We start from the raw sequence: 19754 nt of genomic DNA on the forward strand, positions 1-19754 counted from the left end.
GCGGGACTTTAGTGGCCGAGCAGCAGATCACCCACCGCACGCGCTCGCACGCGGCTCGCGTTCCCCGGCAGGTACGCGAGCGGGACCTCCTCGATCTCGACGATCCGCACGGTGCCGGCGTCCGCGCCCGCCGCGACCGCCTTGTCGACGGCCTCCTGCCGGGCCGCGTCGAGCACCTCGCCGCGCCGCGCGGGTTCCATCGTGAACACGCGGTCGACCTCGCCGCCGACCTGCGCGATCGCGGCGCCGACGGCGTTGGCGAACGCGTGGTGCTCCGGCCTGACGATGCCGCTGACGCCCTCGATCCCGTCCCGCACGAGCACGCTGCCACCGCCGACCAGCACGACGGGCAACGGCGCCGGGCTCGTGCGCATGCGGTCGACCTGCGCGGCGATCCGGTCGCCCACGTGGTCGAGAACCGACCGCACGAGCGTGCGGTCGAGGTGCCGCACGAGGCTCGCGTCGCCGATGTCGGCGAGCCCCGCGGCGACCGCGACGTCCGTCGCCGTCAGCGTGTCACCACCGAACACCAGGGCCTGCCGGGACAACCGGAACCCGACGCTGTCCGGCCCCACCCGGACCTCCGGCCGCTGCCGCACGACGCTGCCGCCCCCGAGACCGACCGAACGGACGTCGGGCATCCGGAAGTTCGTGCGCACGCCGCTGATGAGCACCTCGGACGACGCCTCACGCGGGAAACCGTTGTGCAGCACGCCGATGTCGGTCGTCGTGCCGCCGACGTCGACCACCGCGCAGTCGTCCGTCCCGGACAGGAACGCGCCGCCGCGCATGGAGTTCGTCGGACCCGAGGAGAACGTGGCGACCGGGTAGCAGCGCGCGTACTCCAGGTCCATCAGCGTGCCGTCGTTCTGGCTGAGGTACAGCGGAGCGTCGATGCCCTGTGCCGTCAGGGATTCCACGAGTCCGTCGGCGATCTGCTCGGCGAGCACGCGCAGGGCGGCGTTGATGATCGTCGCGTTCTCCCGCTCCAGCAGGCCGAGCCGCCCGATCTCGTGCGAGAAGCTCACCAGCAGTCCCGGCACCTCGGCGGTGAGGACCTCCGCGGCCCGGCGTTCGAACTCGCTGCTGACCAACGAGAACACCGAGGTGATGGCGACCGACCGCACGCCCTTGTCCGCGATGTCGGCGGCGACGGCGCGCAGCTCGTCCTCCTTGAGCGGCGAGATGACCCGGCCGTCGTACTCGTGACCGCCGTGGCACAGGTACGCGTGCCCGCCGATGGCCTGCCGCAGCTGCTCCGGCCAGTCGACGAACGGCGGAAGTGCCGTGGTGGCGGGAAGTCCGAGCCTGACGGCCGCCGTCCGCGCCAGCCCCCGGCCTTCCACGACGGCGTTGACGAAGTGCGTCGTGCCGATCATGACCGCGGTGATCGCCGCCGGTTCGAACGCGTGCCGCAGCCCACCGACCGCCTCCACGATCCCCGTCGTCACGTCGGCCGTCGTCGTCGCCTTGCACACGGCCAGGACCCGGCGGCCCTCGACGAGAACGGCATCGGTGTTCGTGCCGCCGACGTCGATACCGATGTGCATGTCCACCCCTCAGGCGGCCGACGCTTCCTCGACCACCTTACGGTTGGTGGCCCGGCGCGTCCTCATGCGCAGCAGGTCCAGCCGCCCGGCGCAGACGTACAGCGCGAACGCGAGCACGAGTGAGTTCACACTGGCCTGTCCGAACGGCAGCACTTCGCCCAGCACAGTCGAAGCGGGCCAGATGAGCACCGTCGCGGGCACCCATGAGGGCGCCGAACGAGGCACGTGCGGCCGCGTCGAGATGATCTCGTTGCGCCACCGCCGCACTACGAAGTACTCGGCGACCATGATCCCGGTGACGGGCGGGAACACCACGCCCAGCAGCGCCAGGAAGTGGCTGAACTGGTGCGCGATGCCCGCGGCCGCGAGAACACTGCCCGCGCACCCGACGATGACGGTCACCTGCGTCCGGCTGATCCGGAGCGCGAACACGGCGTCGAAGAAGTTCACGAGCCCGAGCGAGGCCGAGCGGAGGTACCAGTCGTTGATCTTCAGCACCGCCGTGATCACGATCAGCGCGCCGATCCACCCGCCGGACGCACTGATCACACCCACGACGTCCGTGGTGCCGAGCCCGTGCGCGAGAACCACCCCGGCCAGGCCGATGACCCACTCACCGGCCGTGATCCCCAGAACCGTCTGCTTGACGACGTCCCGCTCGTCGCGGTGGAAGCGCGTCAGGTCCGGCGAGATCACCGCCCCGACGATGAAACTGCCCGTGACCAGCGTGATCGCCGTCAACATCCCGATCGACGACCCCGGCGGCGGACTGTTGAACGTGGCGCCGACATCGTTGACGTTGCTCAGCACGAGGTAGAGGAGCAACAACAGGAACGCGGGCACCGCCACGTACGACGTCCACGCCATCCACCGCACGCCATAAGCCGCGATGACCGTGATGACGATCCCGAAGAGCAACGACCACACCGGCGCCGGCAACACCCCCGCGACCCCCGCGAGCATCGCCCCGGCCAGCCCCGTCTGCACCCCGAACCACCCGGTGCACGACAGGGCGATGATCAACCCGAGCATGGCCGAGCCGGCGTGCCCGAACCCGGTCCACCGGCTCAGGATCGCCGTCGAGAGCCCCTCCCGCTGCCCGATGACCCCGACCGTGATCGCCACGGCGTTGAGCAGCACGGCCCCGATCGTGAGCGCGAGGAACGCGTCCCAGAACGTCATGCCGAAGCCGAGCGTCGCGCCCAGCAGCAACTGGCTCAGCGCGGTCGTCTGCCCGAAGCGCTGGGTCGCGACTGACAACCACGGGTGCCGCGCCTGGTCAGGGACACGACTGAGGGCCTGGTCATCACTCCCGGCAAGAGCGGCCACGACCCATCCCTCCGCCCTGTGATCGACAACCCGGACAGTAATAGCCGACCCACGATCGAGCTACAGACACTGTGCACAGTCGGATGAATCATCACGTTGCGATTCGCACAGGCACCTAATTCATCGCGAGTGCGATTCGCCTTCGCGCGACCAACCGGGTCTGGTGCACGTCCATGCTCACGCCGAGCCCAGGCCGCCGCTCGAACCGGTCGTAACTGCGGCTGAGCAGCCAATGAGCAGCCACCGGCGTGATCAGCTCCAGCCGCATCTCGTCCCGCAGCCGAGCCAGCGCCTCCTCCACCTGCCGCGTCAGAAACGCGTGCCGCGTGAGGCTGCCACTGATTTCATCGATCATGAAGACCATGGCGTGAGGCGAGTCGCCGTACGAATAGCTGCACAGCAGTGCCAGATATCCCGCGTCGATCGATCGGTCACCGATCCAGCACTCCCCGAACGTGAGCGCTCCCAGATCCCACCTCGGTTCAGCCTGACGACGCGCGGCCTCCAAAGCCCACACCCCGGACTGCCCGGGCAACAGGTGTCCCAGCGCCGTCAGCAACGCCGCACTGCGCCGGCTCGGCACCTCCTCCAGGTGCCGGACGACGACCTCCCACAGCTCCTCGTTGTCCGCGAACGGCCCCACGAACGCACTGACCTGGAGCTCGACCTCCAGCGGATCGGTGAGCTGCGGCAACGGGCGCCCGGCATCCACCACCGCCTGTTGCATGGGGGTCAGCCTCGTCCGCATGGCGGCGAGATTAGGCCGATCGGCGCAACGGGGTCCGTTCGTGGCTCGGCGCCACCACGCGGATCACCCCATCGTGATCACTTCGCGCAGCCCGTCGACGAGCAGATCGCCCGGTACCTCGAACTGCACCCTGCCCTGTCCGGTCAGCAGGAACGTGACCGGCCGCCCCAACGCGCCCACGACCACAGCGAGCTCCACTCCACGAAAGCGTTGCCAATGCGGCGGCCAGTCATGCGGCCGCGCCTGCTCCGAAGCAAAGACGTCCACAACGTCTTCGCGCATGACGAGATGTTTTCTCGGTTCGCGAGCGGGATCGGCGGGCAGCACGAGCTCGGCCGCCAGCACCGCGTAGACCAGTTCCGCCTTGTCCGCATACCCGCGGTGCACGAGGTACATCAACGACTCGAGGTCGTTCTCGAAAGTGATTTCACGCGCCCGATACCGAGGGTTCGGCACGTACTGATCAGTGATCTCTCCGCGCGCGTCCACGAGATAACGCCCGATCACAGCCTCGGCGGAGGCGCCGTCGTGGCCTGGATCGGTCACGTGCAACCAGCTGTTGGGCGCGCGGCGAGCGCGTTCCCGCATCTCCCGAGTGATGAGCGGCTTCACCATGCACGCATTGTGCCGAACCGTGCGCGCAGAGTTCGCACGAATGCGATCATTCGATCGTGACCGATCCGCACGCGTTCCTCGCGAACTTCGAACAGCGCCTGCACCAGGCCCAGGAACAAGCGAACGCCATTCAGACGGCGTTCCGCGAATCCCGCACCGAGGCACAGAGCCCTGACGGCTCGGTCATCGTCACCGTGGGTTCTGGCGGCCGAATCGAGTCACTTCAGCTCACCCCGCGCGCCGACGACCTCGGCCACACCGCCCTGGGCCGCACGATCATGGACACCATCCGCCGCGCCCAGGTCGAGGCCGCCCGCAAGATCGAGGACACGATGCGCCCGATCCTCGGCGACGGCGAGGGCATGGCCTTCCTGCGCGAACAGGTCGAGCGGGGCATCGCCGTGATCGACCCGGCTGGCACTGTGGAGAAACCGAAGCCCGCGCCGGGCCGTCCCACGCCACCCCAGGGCGATGACGACGACTTCGGCGGAAGCTCGGTGCTGCGATGACCGGCTTCCAGACCCAGGCCGAGACCGTCTCGGCTCACGGCAAGATGCTCATCGGCCAGGTCTCGCCCTCCCTGCAGCAAGCAGTGTCCGCCTCCCAGATGAGCCTTGGTCCGAACGTGATGGGGGAACTCTGCCAAGCGTGGTCGTGGATCTTCAACGAGGAACTCGACGACGCCAAGGCCCTTCTCGCCGCCCTCCCCAAGGCCTTCGAGGCAACCGGAGACGAGCTGTCCTCGACGGCCGATACCTACCAGCAGGCTGAAGAGGGCAACCGCACCGCCATGCAGGGGGTGGACCGATGAGCAACCCCTTGGTCGCGCAGAAGGAAGACGACAAGAAGCGGCTCGCCGGCGCAGGCATGTTCGACACCGCCGAGGACCTGGTCACGCCCTTCGCCGAGGGCAAGACCATCGACCCGGTCGCGCTGGGCATCGACGGTGCCGCGCTGGCACTGGACGTCGCGGGCTTCCTCACCGACCCGTTGGGCACGCTGGCCTCGTCGGTCGTGGGCTGGATCATCGAGAACGTCGGTTTCATCCGGGAACCGTTCGACAAGCTCATGGGTGATCCACCTGCCATCGAAGCGATCGGCACCACGTGGGAGAACATCGCCAAACGCCTGAGCGACGAGGCCAACGCCTACGAGTCCCATGCCAAGACGCTCGCCGAGTGGACGGGCGATGCGGCTGATGCCTATGGCACCCGTTGCACCAAACTGGTGGCGCAACTCCGCGGGTCCTCAGCAGCCGCCTCGTCCGCCGCGAACAAGATCAAGGTGGCCGGCGCGGTGGTGGCCGCGACCAGGGCGCTGATCCGCGATCTGCTGGCCGACCTGGCAGGCACCCTGCTGATGTGGGGCATTCCGGCCGCTGCGTCGGCGATCCCGACCGCGGGCGCCTCCATCGCAGCCTTCATCACCCGAGCCGTCACCAAGGCGGTCGAGATCGGCACCAAGATCGCCCGGTTCGTCGCCAAGTTGTTCAAGGCGTTGGACAAGCTCGGCTCGCTGGCGAAGAAGGCCGCTGGCGCGATGCGCAAGCAAGCCGATGACCTCGCGGCCCTGAGCAGGCAGATGCCGAACAGCCGCTACGGCAACCAGCAGGCGGCAGAACTCGCCTCCGACTCGGCGACGAGGGTGTCCAGGGCCGACTCCCTCGACAACGTCGGCGACGGCCTCGGCAACGCGAGCAGGCGCATCCAAGACGGTGTCGACAACGCGATGAACAAGGTCGACGACATCGCCCAGCGAACCACCCAGAAGGTCGACGACTGGGCAGCCCGCGTGAAGGAGAACGGCCCGGCCCGCAAGCAGGCGGTCAAGGACTTCTACGAGAGGATGAACCAGCCCTCTCTGACCACGCGCAAGGAGAACATGGGCGACCCCCAGTCCGGCCTCGGCCGTGCGGCCGACCGGGTGGACGCGCCGATGAGCAAGGGCCTGCTAGACGGCCAGAACTGGGTGCGCGCGGTGTCCAGCAGGGACATCAGCCACCTGATGCCGAACTGGGGCGACCTCGTCCATCCGGCGAAGGAGCTGTCGAAAGAGCTGAACAAGGCTGAAGGCGGCGGCCACAAAGACTCCAAGGAAGGCTCGTGACCAAACCGAAGCGGATCGCCATCGCGGCCGTCCTCTGGATCGTCGCCCTTTACACCGCCCACGCAGGCACGTTGTTCTTCGACGGCGAAGCCGGCTCGGGCGGCGATCCGAAGGGCTACGCGGAGAGAATCTCGTGCGCACGCAACTGGTGGGCCTTTGGCGCCCTCTGGCATTGCAACGCCACCATCGTCGCTGACGATGGCAAGCAGTACCCGTACAGCAACAAGAACTCCTCGCTCACGCCAGCCGACATGGGCAACCGCGTGCCGATGACGAACAACCGCGTACGTTCCGGACGGTCCTCCCAGTCAAGCGAGGAGTGGGCACTCGCCGAACGCAGAGACCCGAACAAGGTCGCGTACATGCTGTCCCTCATGGGCATTCCGGTAGTCGCGCTGTTCGTCACGTTCCGCATGTTCCGCGACAAGAAGCCGTTGGTGTGAAAGGACATCACCACCGCTGGCTCGCCCTCTGCCCATACGGTGCCGCGTTCCTCCTGCTCTTCTGGGAGAACCACGGCCCCGAGGCGCCGCGGTCGCCCAAGCCAGTGCGAGCGCAACTGGTTCCTCCTGGGCACCCGCTGGAGTTGCAGCGCGATCGTCACCGGCACCTACGGTGTGCAGCAGAGGGTTCACCAGCGACTCCTCGCTGCTGACCCCGGCCGACACGGGAGCACTGGCTCTGCCGGACGTCGACCCCCGCGCAGTCAAAGGTTTGAAGTTTGCTGCCGCACTACCTGTACGGCTCGCTAAGGCCACCGTCGCAGCACGGTTGGCAAACTGTGAGGGAGCGGCGGTCGTTCTGGCCGAGCCTGTGCGACTGCACGTGCTGCGATAGCAGTCTCGGGAGTGGAATTCTGCACCGGGAACGCGAGTGGCGACTCTCCACGGATCTGATCGTTTGCCGGTAATCTGCTGACTGCGGCCCGACGGGCACCGAGCGTGACCGGACACGGCACCTCGTCGCTGCCCCCACCCGCACGTGGATCTCGCGTGCCCAAATGGGGGGAAATCTGTGGCTCTCGTCCGTCAGAGCGCCGAGTCGCTGCTCGCCGACGCCTTGGCCGACAGGCTGCACACCATGCTGGCGGACAAGGCGCGGATCCAGTTCGAGGCAGGTGTCGGCAACGGCGAGGTGCGGTCCTGGCGCAACAGCCTGCCCGCCTTCCTCACCGACCTCGTCGACGCCGGTCTCGGCCACGTCGAGGTGCTGCTGGAGCACAAGCTGCCGCACAGCCCGATGCGCGTGGACGTGGTGGTGTGCGGCCAGAACCCCAAGCACGGTAGGCCGTCCTACGTGCTGGTCGAGCTCAAGCAGTGGTCGAAGGCCGAACCCTACGGCGAAGATTTGGTCCAGATCGAGCACTACACGCAGCCAGTCCTGCATCCGGTCGTGCAGGTTCGGCAGTACTGCGAGTACCTCGTGGACTCGACGCCGGCGCTCGCCGAACAGCCGGATTCCGTGCACGGCCTGGCATATCTGCACAACGCCCGCGAAGCCGGAGTCTGGCGGATCTCGCAGTACGCGGTCGACGAGTTCGGGGAGCTCTACACCCTCGACAGCAAGAGCAGGCTGGTCGACCGGCTCCGCGCGCTGCTCGACAGCGACTCGGCCACGCGCGATGGCGCTCGACAGGCCGCCGACGAGTTCCTCGGCATGCGGCACGCCCCGTCGAAGCCGCTGCTCGCCGCAGCGGCCAAGGAGATCCAGGAACGCGAACAGTTCGTGCTCCTGGACCAGCAGCGGGTCGCTTACCGCCTGGTCACGATGGCAGTGGAAAAGGCCCGTGCGTCGCGCACCCAGACCGTGGTGATCGTGCTCGGGGGACCTGGCTCCGGCAAGAGCATTATCGCGCTGAGCCTGCTCGGCGAACTTGCACGGCAGGGCAGGGAGGTCTTCCACGCGACGGGTTCCAGCTCGTTCACCAACACCATGCGCAAGCACGCGGGTCGCCGCAATCCGCGGGTTCAGAAGATGTTCAAGTACTTCAACAACTTCATCGAAGCCGAGCAACGCGGACTCCACGTGCTGATCTGCGACGAGGCGCACCGCATCCGGGAGACCAGCCTCAACCGCTACTCCAGGCGGGAGGCCAGGGAGAGGGCTCGCAGACAGATCGAGGAACTGATCGACGCCGCCTGGGTGCCGGTCTTCCTGCTCGACGAGAACCAGACGGTGCGCCCCGGCGAGATGGGATCGCGGGTGGAGATCGAGGCCGCTGCGAAGGCCGTGGGCTGCGAGGTCGAGGTGGTTGAGCTCGGCGGGCAGTTCCGCTGCGGCGGGTCGGAGTTCTTCGACGCGTGGGTTGCCAAGCTGCTGGGCATCAAGGGGAAGCCCACCCCGTGGTCCAAGCTGGTCACACGGACCGACGACGAGTTCGTCGTGCGCAGCGCCGAGTCTCCACGGGAGATGGAATCGTGGCTGCTCGATCAGCAGGAGAAGAAGGGCGGCACCGCTCGCATCGCGGCCGGGTACTGCTGGAAGTGGAGCGATCCGGTTACGAAGGACGGCACGAAGGTTCTTGTGCCGGACGTCCAGATCGGCGACTGGCACCGGCCGTGGAACGTCAAGCCGGAGAAGCGCGTTCCAGATGCGCCCGCGGCACACTTCTGGGCCAGTGACGAACGCGGGTTCGGCCAGGTCGGCTGCATCTACACCGCTCAGGGCTTCGAGTACGACTGGGCCGGCGTGATCTTCGGGAACGACTTCGTCTGGCGCGAGGACCACTGGGAGTCGCGTCGGAAGTACTCGCACGATCCCGCCGTGAAGAAGGCCGACGAGCTCCACTTCAACCGGCTGGTCCGCAACACGTACAAGGTGCTGCTCACCAGGGGCATGCGCGGTGTTTGTGTCTACTCCGAGGACCAGGAGACTCAGGATCACCTGCGATCGATGACAGGCTGAATCGGCGGCTCGTAGCGTTTGGCCAAAAGTGTCAGAGACTGGATGTCGACCTGCTCACCACATGATGTGGGCCGTCCGCTCACAGGGACGCCAGTCGAAGCACGCTGGGATCCCGCCCCTGGCACAAGCGATGAGTCATACGGGCCGTCGCATCGAGGAAGAACTCGTGCCGGACGACCTCCTGAGCGATCTGGAGCCCTGATGGCCTCCCACCCTGTCACCCGAAAGCCCTACTGCGACAAGCTACGGTGGCACAGGTGACGACGTTTCCACCGGTGCCCGCGGACCTGTTCCGCTTCACCACGACCGACCAGGCGGAGCTGCACACCGCAGTGATGCGCGTGTTCGGGGTGGCGAACGAGTGCCTGCAGACCGTCCTCACCGCCGATGACGTGCAGCAACGGCTGCGGAGCGTCGGCTGGTCCGAGCAGGTGACGGACGAGGAGCTCACCGCGTCCCTGACTGCTCTGCGTGGATGGGGCCTGCTCGACGCGTCGCAGCACCGGTACGGGCTGACGAAACCCGGCGAGGCCGCGTACGCCGGCGTCCGGCACGCCGTCCACACGCTCACGACCGACGGCGCGCTGCAGACCGTCGTGCTCGACGCCATCGCGGACCACCTCGACGAACTGCGCAAGCCGCTGGACGATCGTCAGGCGTTCACCACGCTCACGCAGCTCGAAGGCCATCTCGAAGCGTTCAAGACCGGCACTACGCGGTTCAACGCGGACCTGCAAAGGCTCCTGAGGGACGACCAGGCCGACCTGGCCACGTTCCAGGACGTCAAGCGCACGACGGTGACGTACCTGCGGGACTTCATCGCGGAGCTGGACGCGCGCAAGCAGAAGATCCGCGAGGCCGTCAGCGCCATCGACGCCGCCGAGCTGCACGAACGCGCGCGCAACGGTGCCGGGCTCGTCCCGGACCAGTGGCTGCAGCAGAGGAAAGAGCAGTGGAGCAGCCTCCGCACCTGGTTCTGCGACAACCCGCCGCGCGTCGAGGAGCTGCAGGACGTGTCGCGCAAGGCGATCGTGCAGTTGCTGCGGGTGCTCGACCGGATCAGCGAGCAGCGCAAGAAGCCCACGAACACCGCGGCCGACTTCAGGGCGCTCGCGCGGTGGTTCGCGCGGACCGAGACCGAGGACGATGCGCACGAGCTGTTCAACGCCGCGTTCGGGTTGTGGCCGGCGCGGCACGCGCACCTCGCGCACGCTGACGGTGAGCTGCTGCCGAGCGGCGAGGCGTGGCACAACACGCCGCCGGTGCCCGTGTCGCCGCAGCTGCGCGCGACCGGGAAGCAGGAGCACATCGGTGCCACCGGCAAGGTCCGCAACGTCGACGAGGTGCGCCGCAACCGCCGTGAGCAGGCGGAGAAGGAACGCGCCGAGCTCGAGTACGCGTGGTCGCAGATCCAGACCGACGGCGCGATCCGGATCTCCACGCTCACCAACCTCGACCACGACACGTTCCACCGGCTCATCGACCTGGTCGGCAGGGCGCTGGGCAGCGATCCGGACAGCACCGGCACGCGCACGGCCGGCACCAGCGACGGGCGGATGCAGATCAACCTGCGCAACGCGCGCGGCTGGGCGACCATGACCACCCAGAAGGGCACGCTGAGCGGGCCCGACTACGTGATCGACGTGCAGAGCCGATGAGCCGCACGGGGAACCAGCTCGCACGGCTGGAGAGCGAAGAGGTGGCGCGTGGCGTTCGTCTGCTGCTCGCGCGTCCGTTGCTGACCGCGACGCAGGACCACGACGGCTTCGACCTCATCAGACGGCGCCGCGAGCCGATCACGAAGTGGTTCGACTACTACTGCGGCTGGCGGGTGGTCGTCGAGCCGCGCGCCGGCTACGCGCGCCTGTTCAAGGTGACGCAACGGCCCGACCGCACGCGGCCGGCGTTCGACCGGCGGCGGTACACGCTGCTGTGCCTGGTGTGCGCGGAACTGCTGGCGGCGCCGGTGAGCACGCTCGACGAGCTGACCACCCGCACGAAGCACGCCGCCGCCGAGGACGGCATCCAGTTCGACCCGGCCAGGCGCAGCGACCGCAACGCGTTCAACGACGTCCTGACGTTCCTCGAGGACCAGGGTGCCGTCGAGAGCGGCGAGCACGTCCGCGCGGACCCGACGCTCATCACCCGCCTGCTGGCCGCACCGGTGCCGCCCTCCACAGTGGACACGATCGCCGGCCTGACCCGCGAGACCCGCTACGACACCGCGCACCGCAGCCTGTGGCAACGGCACTCCGTGATGCGCAGGCTCATCGACGATCCCGTGCTGTACAGGGAAGATCTGAACGCGAGCCAGCTCGGGTTCCTGACGTCCCCCGCCGGGCGCAAGGTCGTCCAGACGGGCATCCGGCTCGCCGGGTGCACGCTGGAGGAACGCGCCGAGGGCTATCTCGTGGTCGACGCCGACGCGATCGCCACGGACACGAGGTTCCCGGACGACGACAACCACGCGAAGGTCGCCGCGTTGTTGTTGCTCGACCGGTTGGCACAGGGCCCTGCCACGACGGAGGACCTGGTCGAGGAAGTACGCGAGCTGCTCACGAAGTTCCGCACGTGGGCGAAGGCCTACCAGTCGGACGGTGGCGCGGGCAGGCTCGCGGCGGACGCGCTCGAACTGCTGGCGGCGTTCGGGCTCGCGCGCACGGACAACGGCACCGTTCACAGGCTGCCCGCCGCAGCCAGGTACGCGGTCGAGGAGCTCAATGACTGACCGGTGGCAACCGAGCCGCGCCGGCATCATCAACGTCTGGCGCTACTACGACGAGATCTTCTCGTTCTACCAGGGCAGACTGCTGCTCAGAGGCCCCAACGGCACGGGCAAGTCGAAGGCGCTCGAGCTGCTGCTGCCGTACCTGTTCGACGCGAACCTGCGTCCGCACCGCCTGTCGACGTTCGGCAGCGCGGACCGCACGATGCACTGGAACCTCATGGGCGAGGGCAACCAGGGCAGCACGCGCGTCGGGTACGTGTGGCTGGAGTTCCAGCACGGCGAGCAGTGGTTCACGTGCGGTGCGCGGCTTCAGGCCACCACGAACACGACGAACGTCACCGCCACGTACTTCACGACGTCGCTCAGGATCGGTGACCTGGCGCTGGTGAACGAGGCCGGGCGCCCGTTGACCAAGACCGATCTCATCACCGCGATCGGCGATCATGGCGTCGTACACGCCTCACCGGCCGATTACCGCCACACGGTGCGGACGACGTTGTTCCCCGGCGTGAGCGAGCAACGGTACGACTCGCTGATCACCGCGCTGCTGCAGCTGCGCACGCCGAAGCTGTCCGAGCGGCTCGACCCGAGCGTGCTGTCCTCGTTGCTGTCCAAGGCACTTCCGCCGCTGGACCAGTCCGATCTGACCGAGATCGCCGAGGGGTTCGAACGGCTCGACCGCCAGCGCGAGGAACTGCGACGGCTCGACGAGGAGATCTCCACCGCCGAACGGCTCGCGGACGTGCAGCGCGTCTACGCCCAGCGCGTTCTCGGGGTGGCCGCACGGACGCTGGAGTCGGCGACCGAGCAGCTCGAGGACCTGACGCGGGCCGCGCGGATGAGCGAACACCGCTACCAGCGGCAGATCACGCTGACCGACGAGGCGTTCGAGCAGCTCGCGGCACTGGGACGCGAGGCGAGCGCGGTCGACGCGGAGATCTCCGGCATCTCCGACCTGCCCGCGTACCAGGAGGGCAAGCAGCTCGACCTGTTGCGGCAGCAGCTTTCCGCGGCGAACCAGCGTGCCGCGGAGGCCACCGCGCACGCCGTGAAGCTCCGCGCGCGTGCCGTTGCCGACGAGGAACGGGCGGAGCAGGCCAAGTCCGATGCGGCCGCACGCGCCGATGAGCTTCGACGCTCCGCGGTGATCGCACGGGAAGCCGCCGAGCACGCGGGCATGCCGTCGGTGTTCGAGGAGATCGAGACGCACGCCGACGCGCGGTCGGGCCGCCAGCTGCTCACCGCCGCCGTCGAGTCCCGGTCCACCGAGATCAACTCGATCAGTCGTGCCATCGCCGCGCACGAGAAAGCCGTCGACGCACGGAATGCCGCACGCCAACGGCTCGAGGAGACGCGTGACGAGCTGGACCTCGCCACGGAGGCGGAAGCCGCGGCGCAGAGGACGTTCGAGCAAGCGTTTGCGAAGTTCCGGGCGGACTTCGACACGTGGGCGCACGGCTGTTCCGAGCTGAACGTCTCCGAGCACGGCGAGGTCGTCGAGGCCGCCGCACGCGCTCGCGAGGAGTTCAGCCGCATCGAGGCGCGTCTGGAGGAGACGCGCACGGCGTTGAACGGTCAGCTCTCGCAGTACAACTCCATCCGCGAGAAGCTCGCCAATCAGGTCGATGTACCGCCGCCCGCGCCGTACACGCGTGACGACGAGTACCGCTCTCACGCCGCGGGCGCCCCTCTGTGGCGTCTGGTCGACTTCCGTCCTGGCACGCCGCTGCCCGTGCGTGGCGCGGTCGAGGCAGCCCTGGAGGCCTCGGGCCTGCTCGACGCGTGGATCACGCCGGACAACTCGTTCGGCACGACCGACCGGGACCGCTTCGCCGAACCGTCGCTGGCACCTCCCGCTCCCGGCTACACGCTGCTGGAGGTGCTCGTCACCGACGACGAGCGCTGCCGCCGGTTCCTGGAGGGCGTCGCGTTCGGCGACACGGCCACGGGTCACGCCGTCGCGATCGGCGCGGACGGGACGTGGCGCCTGGCCAACGCGCACGGCCGCTGGACCAAGGACTTCCCCACCTACATCGGTGCGGACGCGCGCAAACGGGCCCGCGCGGGCCGGATCGCCGAGCTGACCGGCCTGATCGAGCAGCTCGCCACCGATCTGTCCGGTGTGGACGCCGCGCTGAACCAGATCGCCGTGCGCCGCGCGACGCTCGCCGGTGAGATGGCCAGGCAACCCTCGAACGACCCGATCGAGATCGCCGAGGAGCAGCGGACGAAGGCGCAGCTGCGGTGCGCGGCGAGGAAGGACGCCGTCGCGGCCGCGGCCCAGCGGGTGGCGGACGCCGAGGCCGTCGTCGCCCAGCACCCCGCCACCACCGACGTCCCGGACGCGGACGCGCTGGCCGCGTTCGCCACCGCGGCCCACCGCTGGCTGGACGACCGCCACGACGCGTTCACCACCGAGGCGCTGTCGGTCGAGGCCGGCAGCCGTGCCTCGACGAGCAGCGCGCTGGCCGACGAGGCCGAGGAGACGACGGCAGCCCGTCAGCAGGAGGCCGCCGACCTCGCCATCACGCTGGAGACCGTCGAACGCGCCGCGGGCTCCGAGTTCCAGGCCCTGGACCAGCAGCTCATCACGTTGCGCGCCAAAGCCCTCGCCCTCGCTGAGGAACGCGAACTGCTGCAGGACAAGCAGACGGGCCTAGCGCGCACACTCGGCACGTTGGAGGAGAAGCGCAAGATCGACACCGCACGCGCCGCGGAAGCCACCGTCGTGCACGAGGCGGCCGAAGCGCGCTACCGGCACCTGACCAGCGGCCACCTGCCCGCCGACGCCGGTGAGGTGCCCGACGAACCGGTGGACCCGCGCCTGATCCGCGACTCCGAGTCCCGTCTCGGTGCCGCCGTGCACCAGGCACAGCACCAGCTGGCCGGACGCATCGACCTGTCGCTCGACCCCGACGACGACGTCACCGTGCTGACCGCGACGCTGGACGGCGCGCGCATGGGCGCGCACGCGCTGCTTCAAACTCTGCAGGCCGAACGTGACCGCGTGCGCACGCACATCACGGACGGCGAACGCGACCTCTTCGACCAGACCTTGACCGGCGACACCCGCAGGCACATCGCCCAGCGCATCCAGGGCGCCTCCGAGCTCGTCGACACGATGAACCAGCGCCTGGAGCGCGTCCAGACCGCTTCCGGTATCCGCGTGCAACTCGACTGGCAGGTCGATCCGCAGCTGCCGCCGGGCACCAGAGAAGCCCGCGACCTCCTGCTGCGCTCAGACCTGAACGACGACGAACGCGCGTCGCTGCACCAGTTCTTCCGCGAGCGCGTGGAGGAAGCACGCGCGCACGACTCCGCCACGGGCTGGGAACAACAACTAGCCCAGGTGCTCGACTACACGACGTGGCACCAGTTCGTCGTGAAGGTGGACCGAGGCGAAGGCTGGGTGCCGGTCACCAAACGCGTGCACGGCGCGTTGTCCGGCGGCGAGAAGGCCATCGTGCTGCACCTCCCGCTGTTCGCGGCGGCGGCCGCGCACTACCACGCCACCCCGACCGCACCCCGCCTGATCCTGCTGGACGAGGTCTTCGTCGGCGTCGACGCCACCAACCGCGGGCAGCTGCTGGAACTGCTGGTCAACTTCGACCTCGACCTGGTGCTCACGTCGGACCACGAGTGGTGCGACTACCGGGAGCTGACCGGCATCGCCATCCACCAGCTCACGACCGGCACGGACGGGGACGACGCCGTCACGACCGTGCGCTTCACGTGGGACGGGCACAGTCTCACGGCCGATGACTAGCTTCCGAACGACGCCAGCATTTCGCGCTGCTCGTCGCTGAGGAAGAACAACGGGTGGCGCCGCGGATAGATCTCCGCGGCCTCCCACAGTTCCGTGCGCACGCTGGACGCGGTGCCGATTCTGCGTCCGCGCGCGCGTAGGTCGGCCACGATGGCCGCGGCGTCGAACAGGTACATGGCGTCGATGACCAGCGGTCTGGTCGTGCCGCGGGAGCTGGCCGCGGCCGACTTGGGCCCGGCCAGCACCAGGTAGAGGTCAGGCCCCTCCTCTTTCAGGTCCAGCAGCCCTTCCCGCTTCGGGTACCACTTCACGTCCACCGTCCGGCCGCCGCGGAACCTGCCGTTGACGCCCTTGGACGTCTCCAGCTCGATGCCGAAGACCTGAGCGGCGATCCACTCGCCGAGGTGCCCGGTCAACGCCGGCCTCCCGATGCACGACGACAGCTCGGCATCGATGCGGTTGCGTTCCTGGATGAGCTCGGCCACCCGGTCCACCGCGGTCATGCCGACCCGGCCAGCTGCCCGAGCAACCCGGCGAACAGGTCCTCGGACACGATCGGAATCCCGTACGAACGCGCCTTGTCCGCCTTGCCCGACATCGAGTCCGGGTCCGCCGCGATCACCACCGCCGTCTTCTTCGTCACGCCCGCCTTCACCGTGAGCCCGGCGGACTGCGCCCGGCTCTCCCACACGTCACGGCCCTCGCGCATCTCACCGGTGAACACGACAGGATCACCCGGCGAGAGCCGGACCGGCCTGCGCAGCGCACCGGCGACCTCCACGCCGAGCAACGACGCGACCAGCCGCAGGTCGGCCTCCTCGTCCGCGGTCACCCGGCCGTCCTCCCAGGCGGCGTCGGCGAGGGCGGCGAGGTAGCCGCGGTGCAGCTCCATCACCTGAGGCAGGCCCAGGTCGAGCGCACGGGCCACTTCGAGCAGCTCTTCCTGCTCGTCGTGCGACAGGTGCCGGTCGACCAGCGCGCGGTCGAGCACGTCGAGGTACTCGTCGCCCGACGCCGTCTCCACGCGGGGCAACAGCCGCACGAGCTTGGACAGGAAGTGCTCTTCGGCTCCGTGCGCGTGGCTGCGTTGCACGGCGAACGCGTTCACGGTCCGTGGCACCGTCAACTGCACCGGCTCCGCGTGCCCGATCCGGTCCAGGCATCGTGCCAGCAGCCCGGCGGACGCCCGCGCGTCGTGCAGCGCGGAGTGCGCGGTGCCCATCGGCACGCCGGCGACCTCACAGCACGCGGCGAGCGACCGTGACGACGCGCCGAGGTACCGGCTCGCGAGGTTCATCGTGCACAGGCCGGCCGGGACGGAGAGTTCGTGGCCGAGCCGCGCGAACTCCGCTTGCAGGAACCGCAGGTCGAACGACAGGTTGTGCGCGACGAGCACCCGTCCCGACAACCTCGCGGCGAGCTCACCGGCCACACCGGCGAACTCGGGCGCGCGACGGGCGTCCGCGGCGCTGATGCCGTGCACGCGCTGGGCGCCGAGGTCGCGGCGCGGGTTGACCAGCGTGCACCACTCGTCGGTCCGGTGGCCGGACGCGTCGAGGTGCACGACGGCGACCTCGATCACCCGGTGGTGCTGACCAGGTGAAAGCCCGGTGGTCTCGACGTCGACGACCGCGTACCCGTTGCTCATGCCGGGCCTGTCGTCCGGATCCGCGCCGAGCGTTATCCCCCGGCGCCGAGGTCATCCGTTAGGAGCAACGCGAGTTCGCCGCGGGTCGCGATCCCGAGCTTCGCGTACGTGCTGGACAGGTGGTTGTCGACGGTCCGCGCGGAAATCACCAGCGAGGCGGCGATCTCCTTGTTCGTGAGCCCGCGTGCGGCCAGCACGGCGACCTCGCGCTCCCGCTTGGTGAGCGGCACCAACGTCATCCGAGCCAGCGCTGGCGTTCGCGCGCCCTCGCACAGGGCGACCAGCCGTCCGGCCAGCGCGCGGTTGCCCGACTCGGCGGCGGCTTCCGCCGCGAACAGCAGGTACCCGGCCTTCTCGAACCGCGCGGCCACCTCTTCCAGTGCTGCGGAGTCTTTGCGCACCAACGCTTCCGCGTGCGCTGCGTACACCGGGACCAGCAGCCCGGTCGTCGTGGCGGCGAGTTCCCGCAGCCGTTCCAGGGCGGCGGAGGCGTGCCCGAGCCGCACCGCCTCGTGCAGCAAGATCGCCTCGGCGGCGAACTCGGTGTGCGTCCTGGCGCTCTCGGCCGCCTCGAACGGCGACGTCCCGCCCGCCCAGATCCGCGCCTGCCAGAGCCCGGTGCCGTACGGGCGCATTCCCGGCGGCGCCAACGCTTCCGCTTCAGCGAGCAGCGCACGCGCGTCGTTGCCCAGCAACGCCTCCACGTGGGCGAGTTCGCAGAGCCGCACGAACGGCTGTGTGGGCCGTGCCTCTCGCAGCAAGCGCCGTGCTTCGAGCAGCCGGCCACCAGCTCGTGCCAGGCCGGCGCACGACACGGCCCAGATCGACCGCATGGAGTCCCACTCGGCCTTCTCGCGATGCGCTTGCAGGGCAAGACGTTCCGCACGGGCCAGTTCACCGTGCATGGAGTACACGAACACCTCGGAGAACGCGTTCATCTCGGCGCCCGGCCCCACGTCCGGGTTCGGCGGGACCACCGGGAACGAACCTGTGTAGCGGCCCTGCACCACGTCGATCATCGCGAGGATCGCCGCCTCACCCGGATCCGCGGGCGAGAGCAGCGCACGAGAGTCGTCGTATTTGCCGTCGAAGAACAGGAACACGGCCCTGCCCGTCGGCATGATGATCATTTCCGCGGCTTCCTCGGTGCGCCCGAGTCCCCATCCGAGGTTTATCGCGCGCATGGTGCGGACCTCGATCGGGTCGTCGTCGGTCGCGACCGACGCGAAGACCTCCTCAGCTTCCTCCGCGCGATCCGTGAACAGCAGGATGAAGGCCAACTGTCGTGCGGCTTCGACACCACCACCGACGGACCAGGCGGCCCGTGCGAGCCGTTCTGCCAGAACGACACCACCTGTCGCACTGGCGAGATTCGCGGCCCGCAGGAGCAGTTCGGGATCGTCCGCCGTACCGCTGTCCAGGCGCAACACCGCTACTCGCAACGGATCGTCGAGCACGGAAGCCAGGTACCGCTGATGGTTGCGCTTGCGCAGAGGAGGGCACTGCGCGCGCAACACCTCGCCGTACAACGGATGCGCGAGCCTCAGTCCGTCGTCGGTCACGGTCACGAGGCCGTCCAACGACTCCGACGCGGCCAGGTCCAGTGGCTCGCCGAACGCGAGGAGTTCCAGCACCCGGCGTTCCTCGGCTGGCACGGCGGCGAGGTGTGCCTCGATCAGCTCCACCAGCCGCGGCGACAACGGCAGCGGTCCGTCCAACGACCACACACCGCCGTGCGACACCCACTGCGCGGCGAAGTGCATCTCTCGCAGCAGCAACATGTTTCCGGCGGACGCAGTCCACAGCCGATCGGCCGTCGTGCTGTCCAGCACGCCGCCGAGCACGGTCTCCAGCACCTCGACCACCGCCGCACGTCCGAGCGGCTCGAGCTCGATGCGCGGCAGCAGTTCGTCCTTCCAGAGCGCCACCACCGGTTCCGGCGCGCGTTCGCCCGAACGCAACGTCGCCACCACGACGGCTTCCCGATGTTGTACGAGCTGGTGCAGCAGGCCCGCCGACGCATCGTCGAGCAGGTGAACGTCATCGACCACCACGACCCGATCGCGCAGCACCGTCCGTGCGGCGGTCAGCATCGCCAACGGCGAGACCTCCACCGACGGCAAGAAGGGCGCCATCACACCGAGTGGAATCTCCGACATCGCCGCCGTGGCGCGCAGCCGGACGTCGCACTCGACTTCGTCCAACAGCCGTGTCTTGCCCACGCCGGCGGGGCCCGCAACGATCAGCCCCGCGCCTCGCACCGCGCGCCGGACCGCGCTGAGTTCGGCGTCCCTGCCCACGAACGGCCACCCCATGCCGTCAGGCTAGGTGATTCCCGCCGGCAAGATGGGTGATCGCCT

General features: G+C 68.9%; 15 protein-coding genes. 8 read left to right on the top strand and 7 right to left on the bottom strand.

Annotated features, from left to right (window positions below):
- Positions 1-8 precede the first annotated feature (8 nt).
- From DFR72_RS28055 to DFR72_RS28070, 4 genes are all read right to left on the bottom strand, one after another.
- The gene (locus DFR72_RS28055; protein WP_090068653.1) at positions 9-1550 is read right to left on the bottom strand and encodes a hydantoinase/oxoprolinase N-terminal domain-containing protein; all 1542 of its coding nucleotides are present in this window, start codon (positions 1548-1550) and stop codon (positions 9-11) included.
- Between the two features lie 9 nt (positions 1551-1559).
- On the bottom strand, positions 1560-2810 hold the full coding sequence (locus DFR72_RS28060) for a purine-cytosine permease family protein (RefSeq protein WP_245983576.1): 1251 nt from the start codon (positions 2808-2810) through the stop codon (positions 1560-1562).
- Between the two features lie 184 nt (positions 2811-2994).
- Positions 2995-3627, bottom strand: coding sequence for a hypothetical protein (locus tag DFR72_RS28065; protein ID WP_090068521.1), 633 nt, complete (start codon positions 3625-3627; stop codon positions 2995-2997).
- Between the two features lie 63 nt (positions 3628-3690).
- On the bottom strand, positions 3691-4242 hold the full coding sequence (locus DFR72_RS28070; RefSeq protein ID WP_090068519.1) for a hypothetical protein: 552 nt from the start codon (positions 4240-4242) through the stop codon (positions 3691-3693).
- Between the two features lie 56 nt (positions 4243-4298).
- Here DFR72_RS28070 and DFR72_RS28075 point away from each other — a divergent pair, with 56 nt between their 5' ends.
- The 8 genes from DFR72_RS28075 (at position 4299) to DFR72_RS28115 (ending at position 15746) form a co-directional block, all read left to right on the top strand.
- Positions 4299-4751: a YbaB/EbfC family nucleoid-associated protein gene (locus tag DFR72_RS28075; protein ID WP_170176420.1), complete on the top strand. Its 453-nt coding sequence runs from the start codon at positions 4299-4301 to the stop codon at positions 4749-4751.
- The gene (locus DFR72_RS28080; RefSeq protein ID WP_090068515.1) at positions 4748-5053 is read left to right on the top strand and encodes a hypothetical protein; all 306 of its coding nucleotides are present in this window, start codon (positions 4748-4750) and stop codon (positions 5051-5053) included. Before DFR72_RS28075 ends, DFR72_RS28080 begins: the two co-directional genes overlap by 4 nt.
- A complete protein-coding gene (locus DFR72_RS28085; RefSeq protein ID WP_090068513.1) occupies positions 5050-6348 on the top strand; it encodes a WXG100 family type VII secretion target in 1299 nt (432 codons plus the stop codon). The genes DFR72_RS28080 and DFR72_RS28085 overlap by 4 nt, the downstream gene beginning before the upstream one ends.
- Positions 6345-6791, top strand: coding sequence for a DUF6346 domain-containing protein (locus DFR72_RS28090; RefSeq protein ID WP_090068511.1), 447 nt, complete (start codon positions 6345-6347; stop codon positions 6789-6791). Before DFR72_RS28085 ends, DFR72_RS28090 begins: the two co-directional genes overlap by 4 nt.
- A gap of 571 nt (positions 6792-7362) precedes the next feature.
- On the top strand, positions 7363-9252 hold the full coding sequence (locus tag DFR72_RS28100; RefSeq protein ID WP_245983577.1) for a DUF2075 domain-containing protein: 1890 nt from the start codon (positions 7363-7365) through the stop codon (positions 9250-9252).
- 257 nt (positions 9253-9509) lie between these two features.
- Complete coding sequence (locus DFR72_RS28105) at positions 9510-10910, top strand: TIGR02677 family protein (protein WP_245983578.1); 1401 nt, start codon at positions 9510-9512, stop codon at positions 10908-10910.
- Positions 10907-11980, top strand: coding sequence for a TIGR02678 family protein (locus DFR72_RS28110; protein WP_090068507.1), 1074 nt, complete (start codon positions 10907-10909; stop codon positions 11978-11980). The genes DFR72_RS28105 and DFR72_RS28110 overlap by 4 nt, the downstream gene beginning before the upstream one ends.
- Positions 11973-15746: an SbcC/MukB-like Walker B domain-containing protein gene (locus DFR72_RS28115; protein ID WP_090068505.1), complete on the top strand. Its 3774-nt coding sequence runs from the start codon at positions 11973-11975 to the stop codon at positions 15744-15746. Before DFR72_RS28110 ends, DFR72_RS28115 begins: the two co-directional genes overlap by 8 nt.
- On the opposite strand, the gene DFR72_RS28120 is transcribed toward DFR72_RS28115, so the two are convergent.
- Genes DFR72_RS28120 through DFR72_RS47570 form a run of 3 tightly spaced genes read right to left on the bottom strand, consistent with a single transcriptional unit; the run spans position 15743 to position 19709 of the window.
- The gene (locus DFR72_RS28120; RefSeq protein ID WP_090068503.1) at positions 15743-16249 is read right to left on the bottom strand and encodes a hypothetical protein; all 507 of its coding nucleotides are present in this window, start codon (positions 16247-16249) and stop codon (positions 15743-15745) included. The two genes, DFR72_RS28115 and DFR72_RS28120, sit on opposite strands and share 4 nt — an antisense overlap.
- Positions 16246-17394, bottom strand: coding sequence for an exonuclease domain-containing protein (locus DFR72_RS28125; protein WP_090068502.1), 1149 nt, complete (start codon positions 17392-17394; stop codon positions 16246-16248). Before DFR72_RS28125 ends, DFR72_RS28120 begins: the two co-directional genes overlap by 4 nt.
- 32 nt (positions 17395-17426) lie before the next feature.
- Positions 17427-19709 carry a helix-turn-helix domain-containing protein gene (locus DFR72_RS47570; RefSeq protein ID WP_090068500.1) on the bottom strand — a complete coding sequence of 761 codons (2283 nt, stop codon included), beginning with the start codon at positions 19707-19709 and terminating at the stop codon, positions 17427-17429.
- Between the last annotated feature and the right edge of the window lie 45 nt (positions 19710-19754).

The organism is Lentzea flaviverrucosa (genome assembly GCF_003350445.1).
In the GTDB taxonomy this organism is placed as follows: domain Bacteria; phylum Actinomycetota; class Actinomycetes; order Mycobacteriales; family Pseudonocardiaceae; genus Lentzea; species Lentzea californiensis.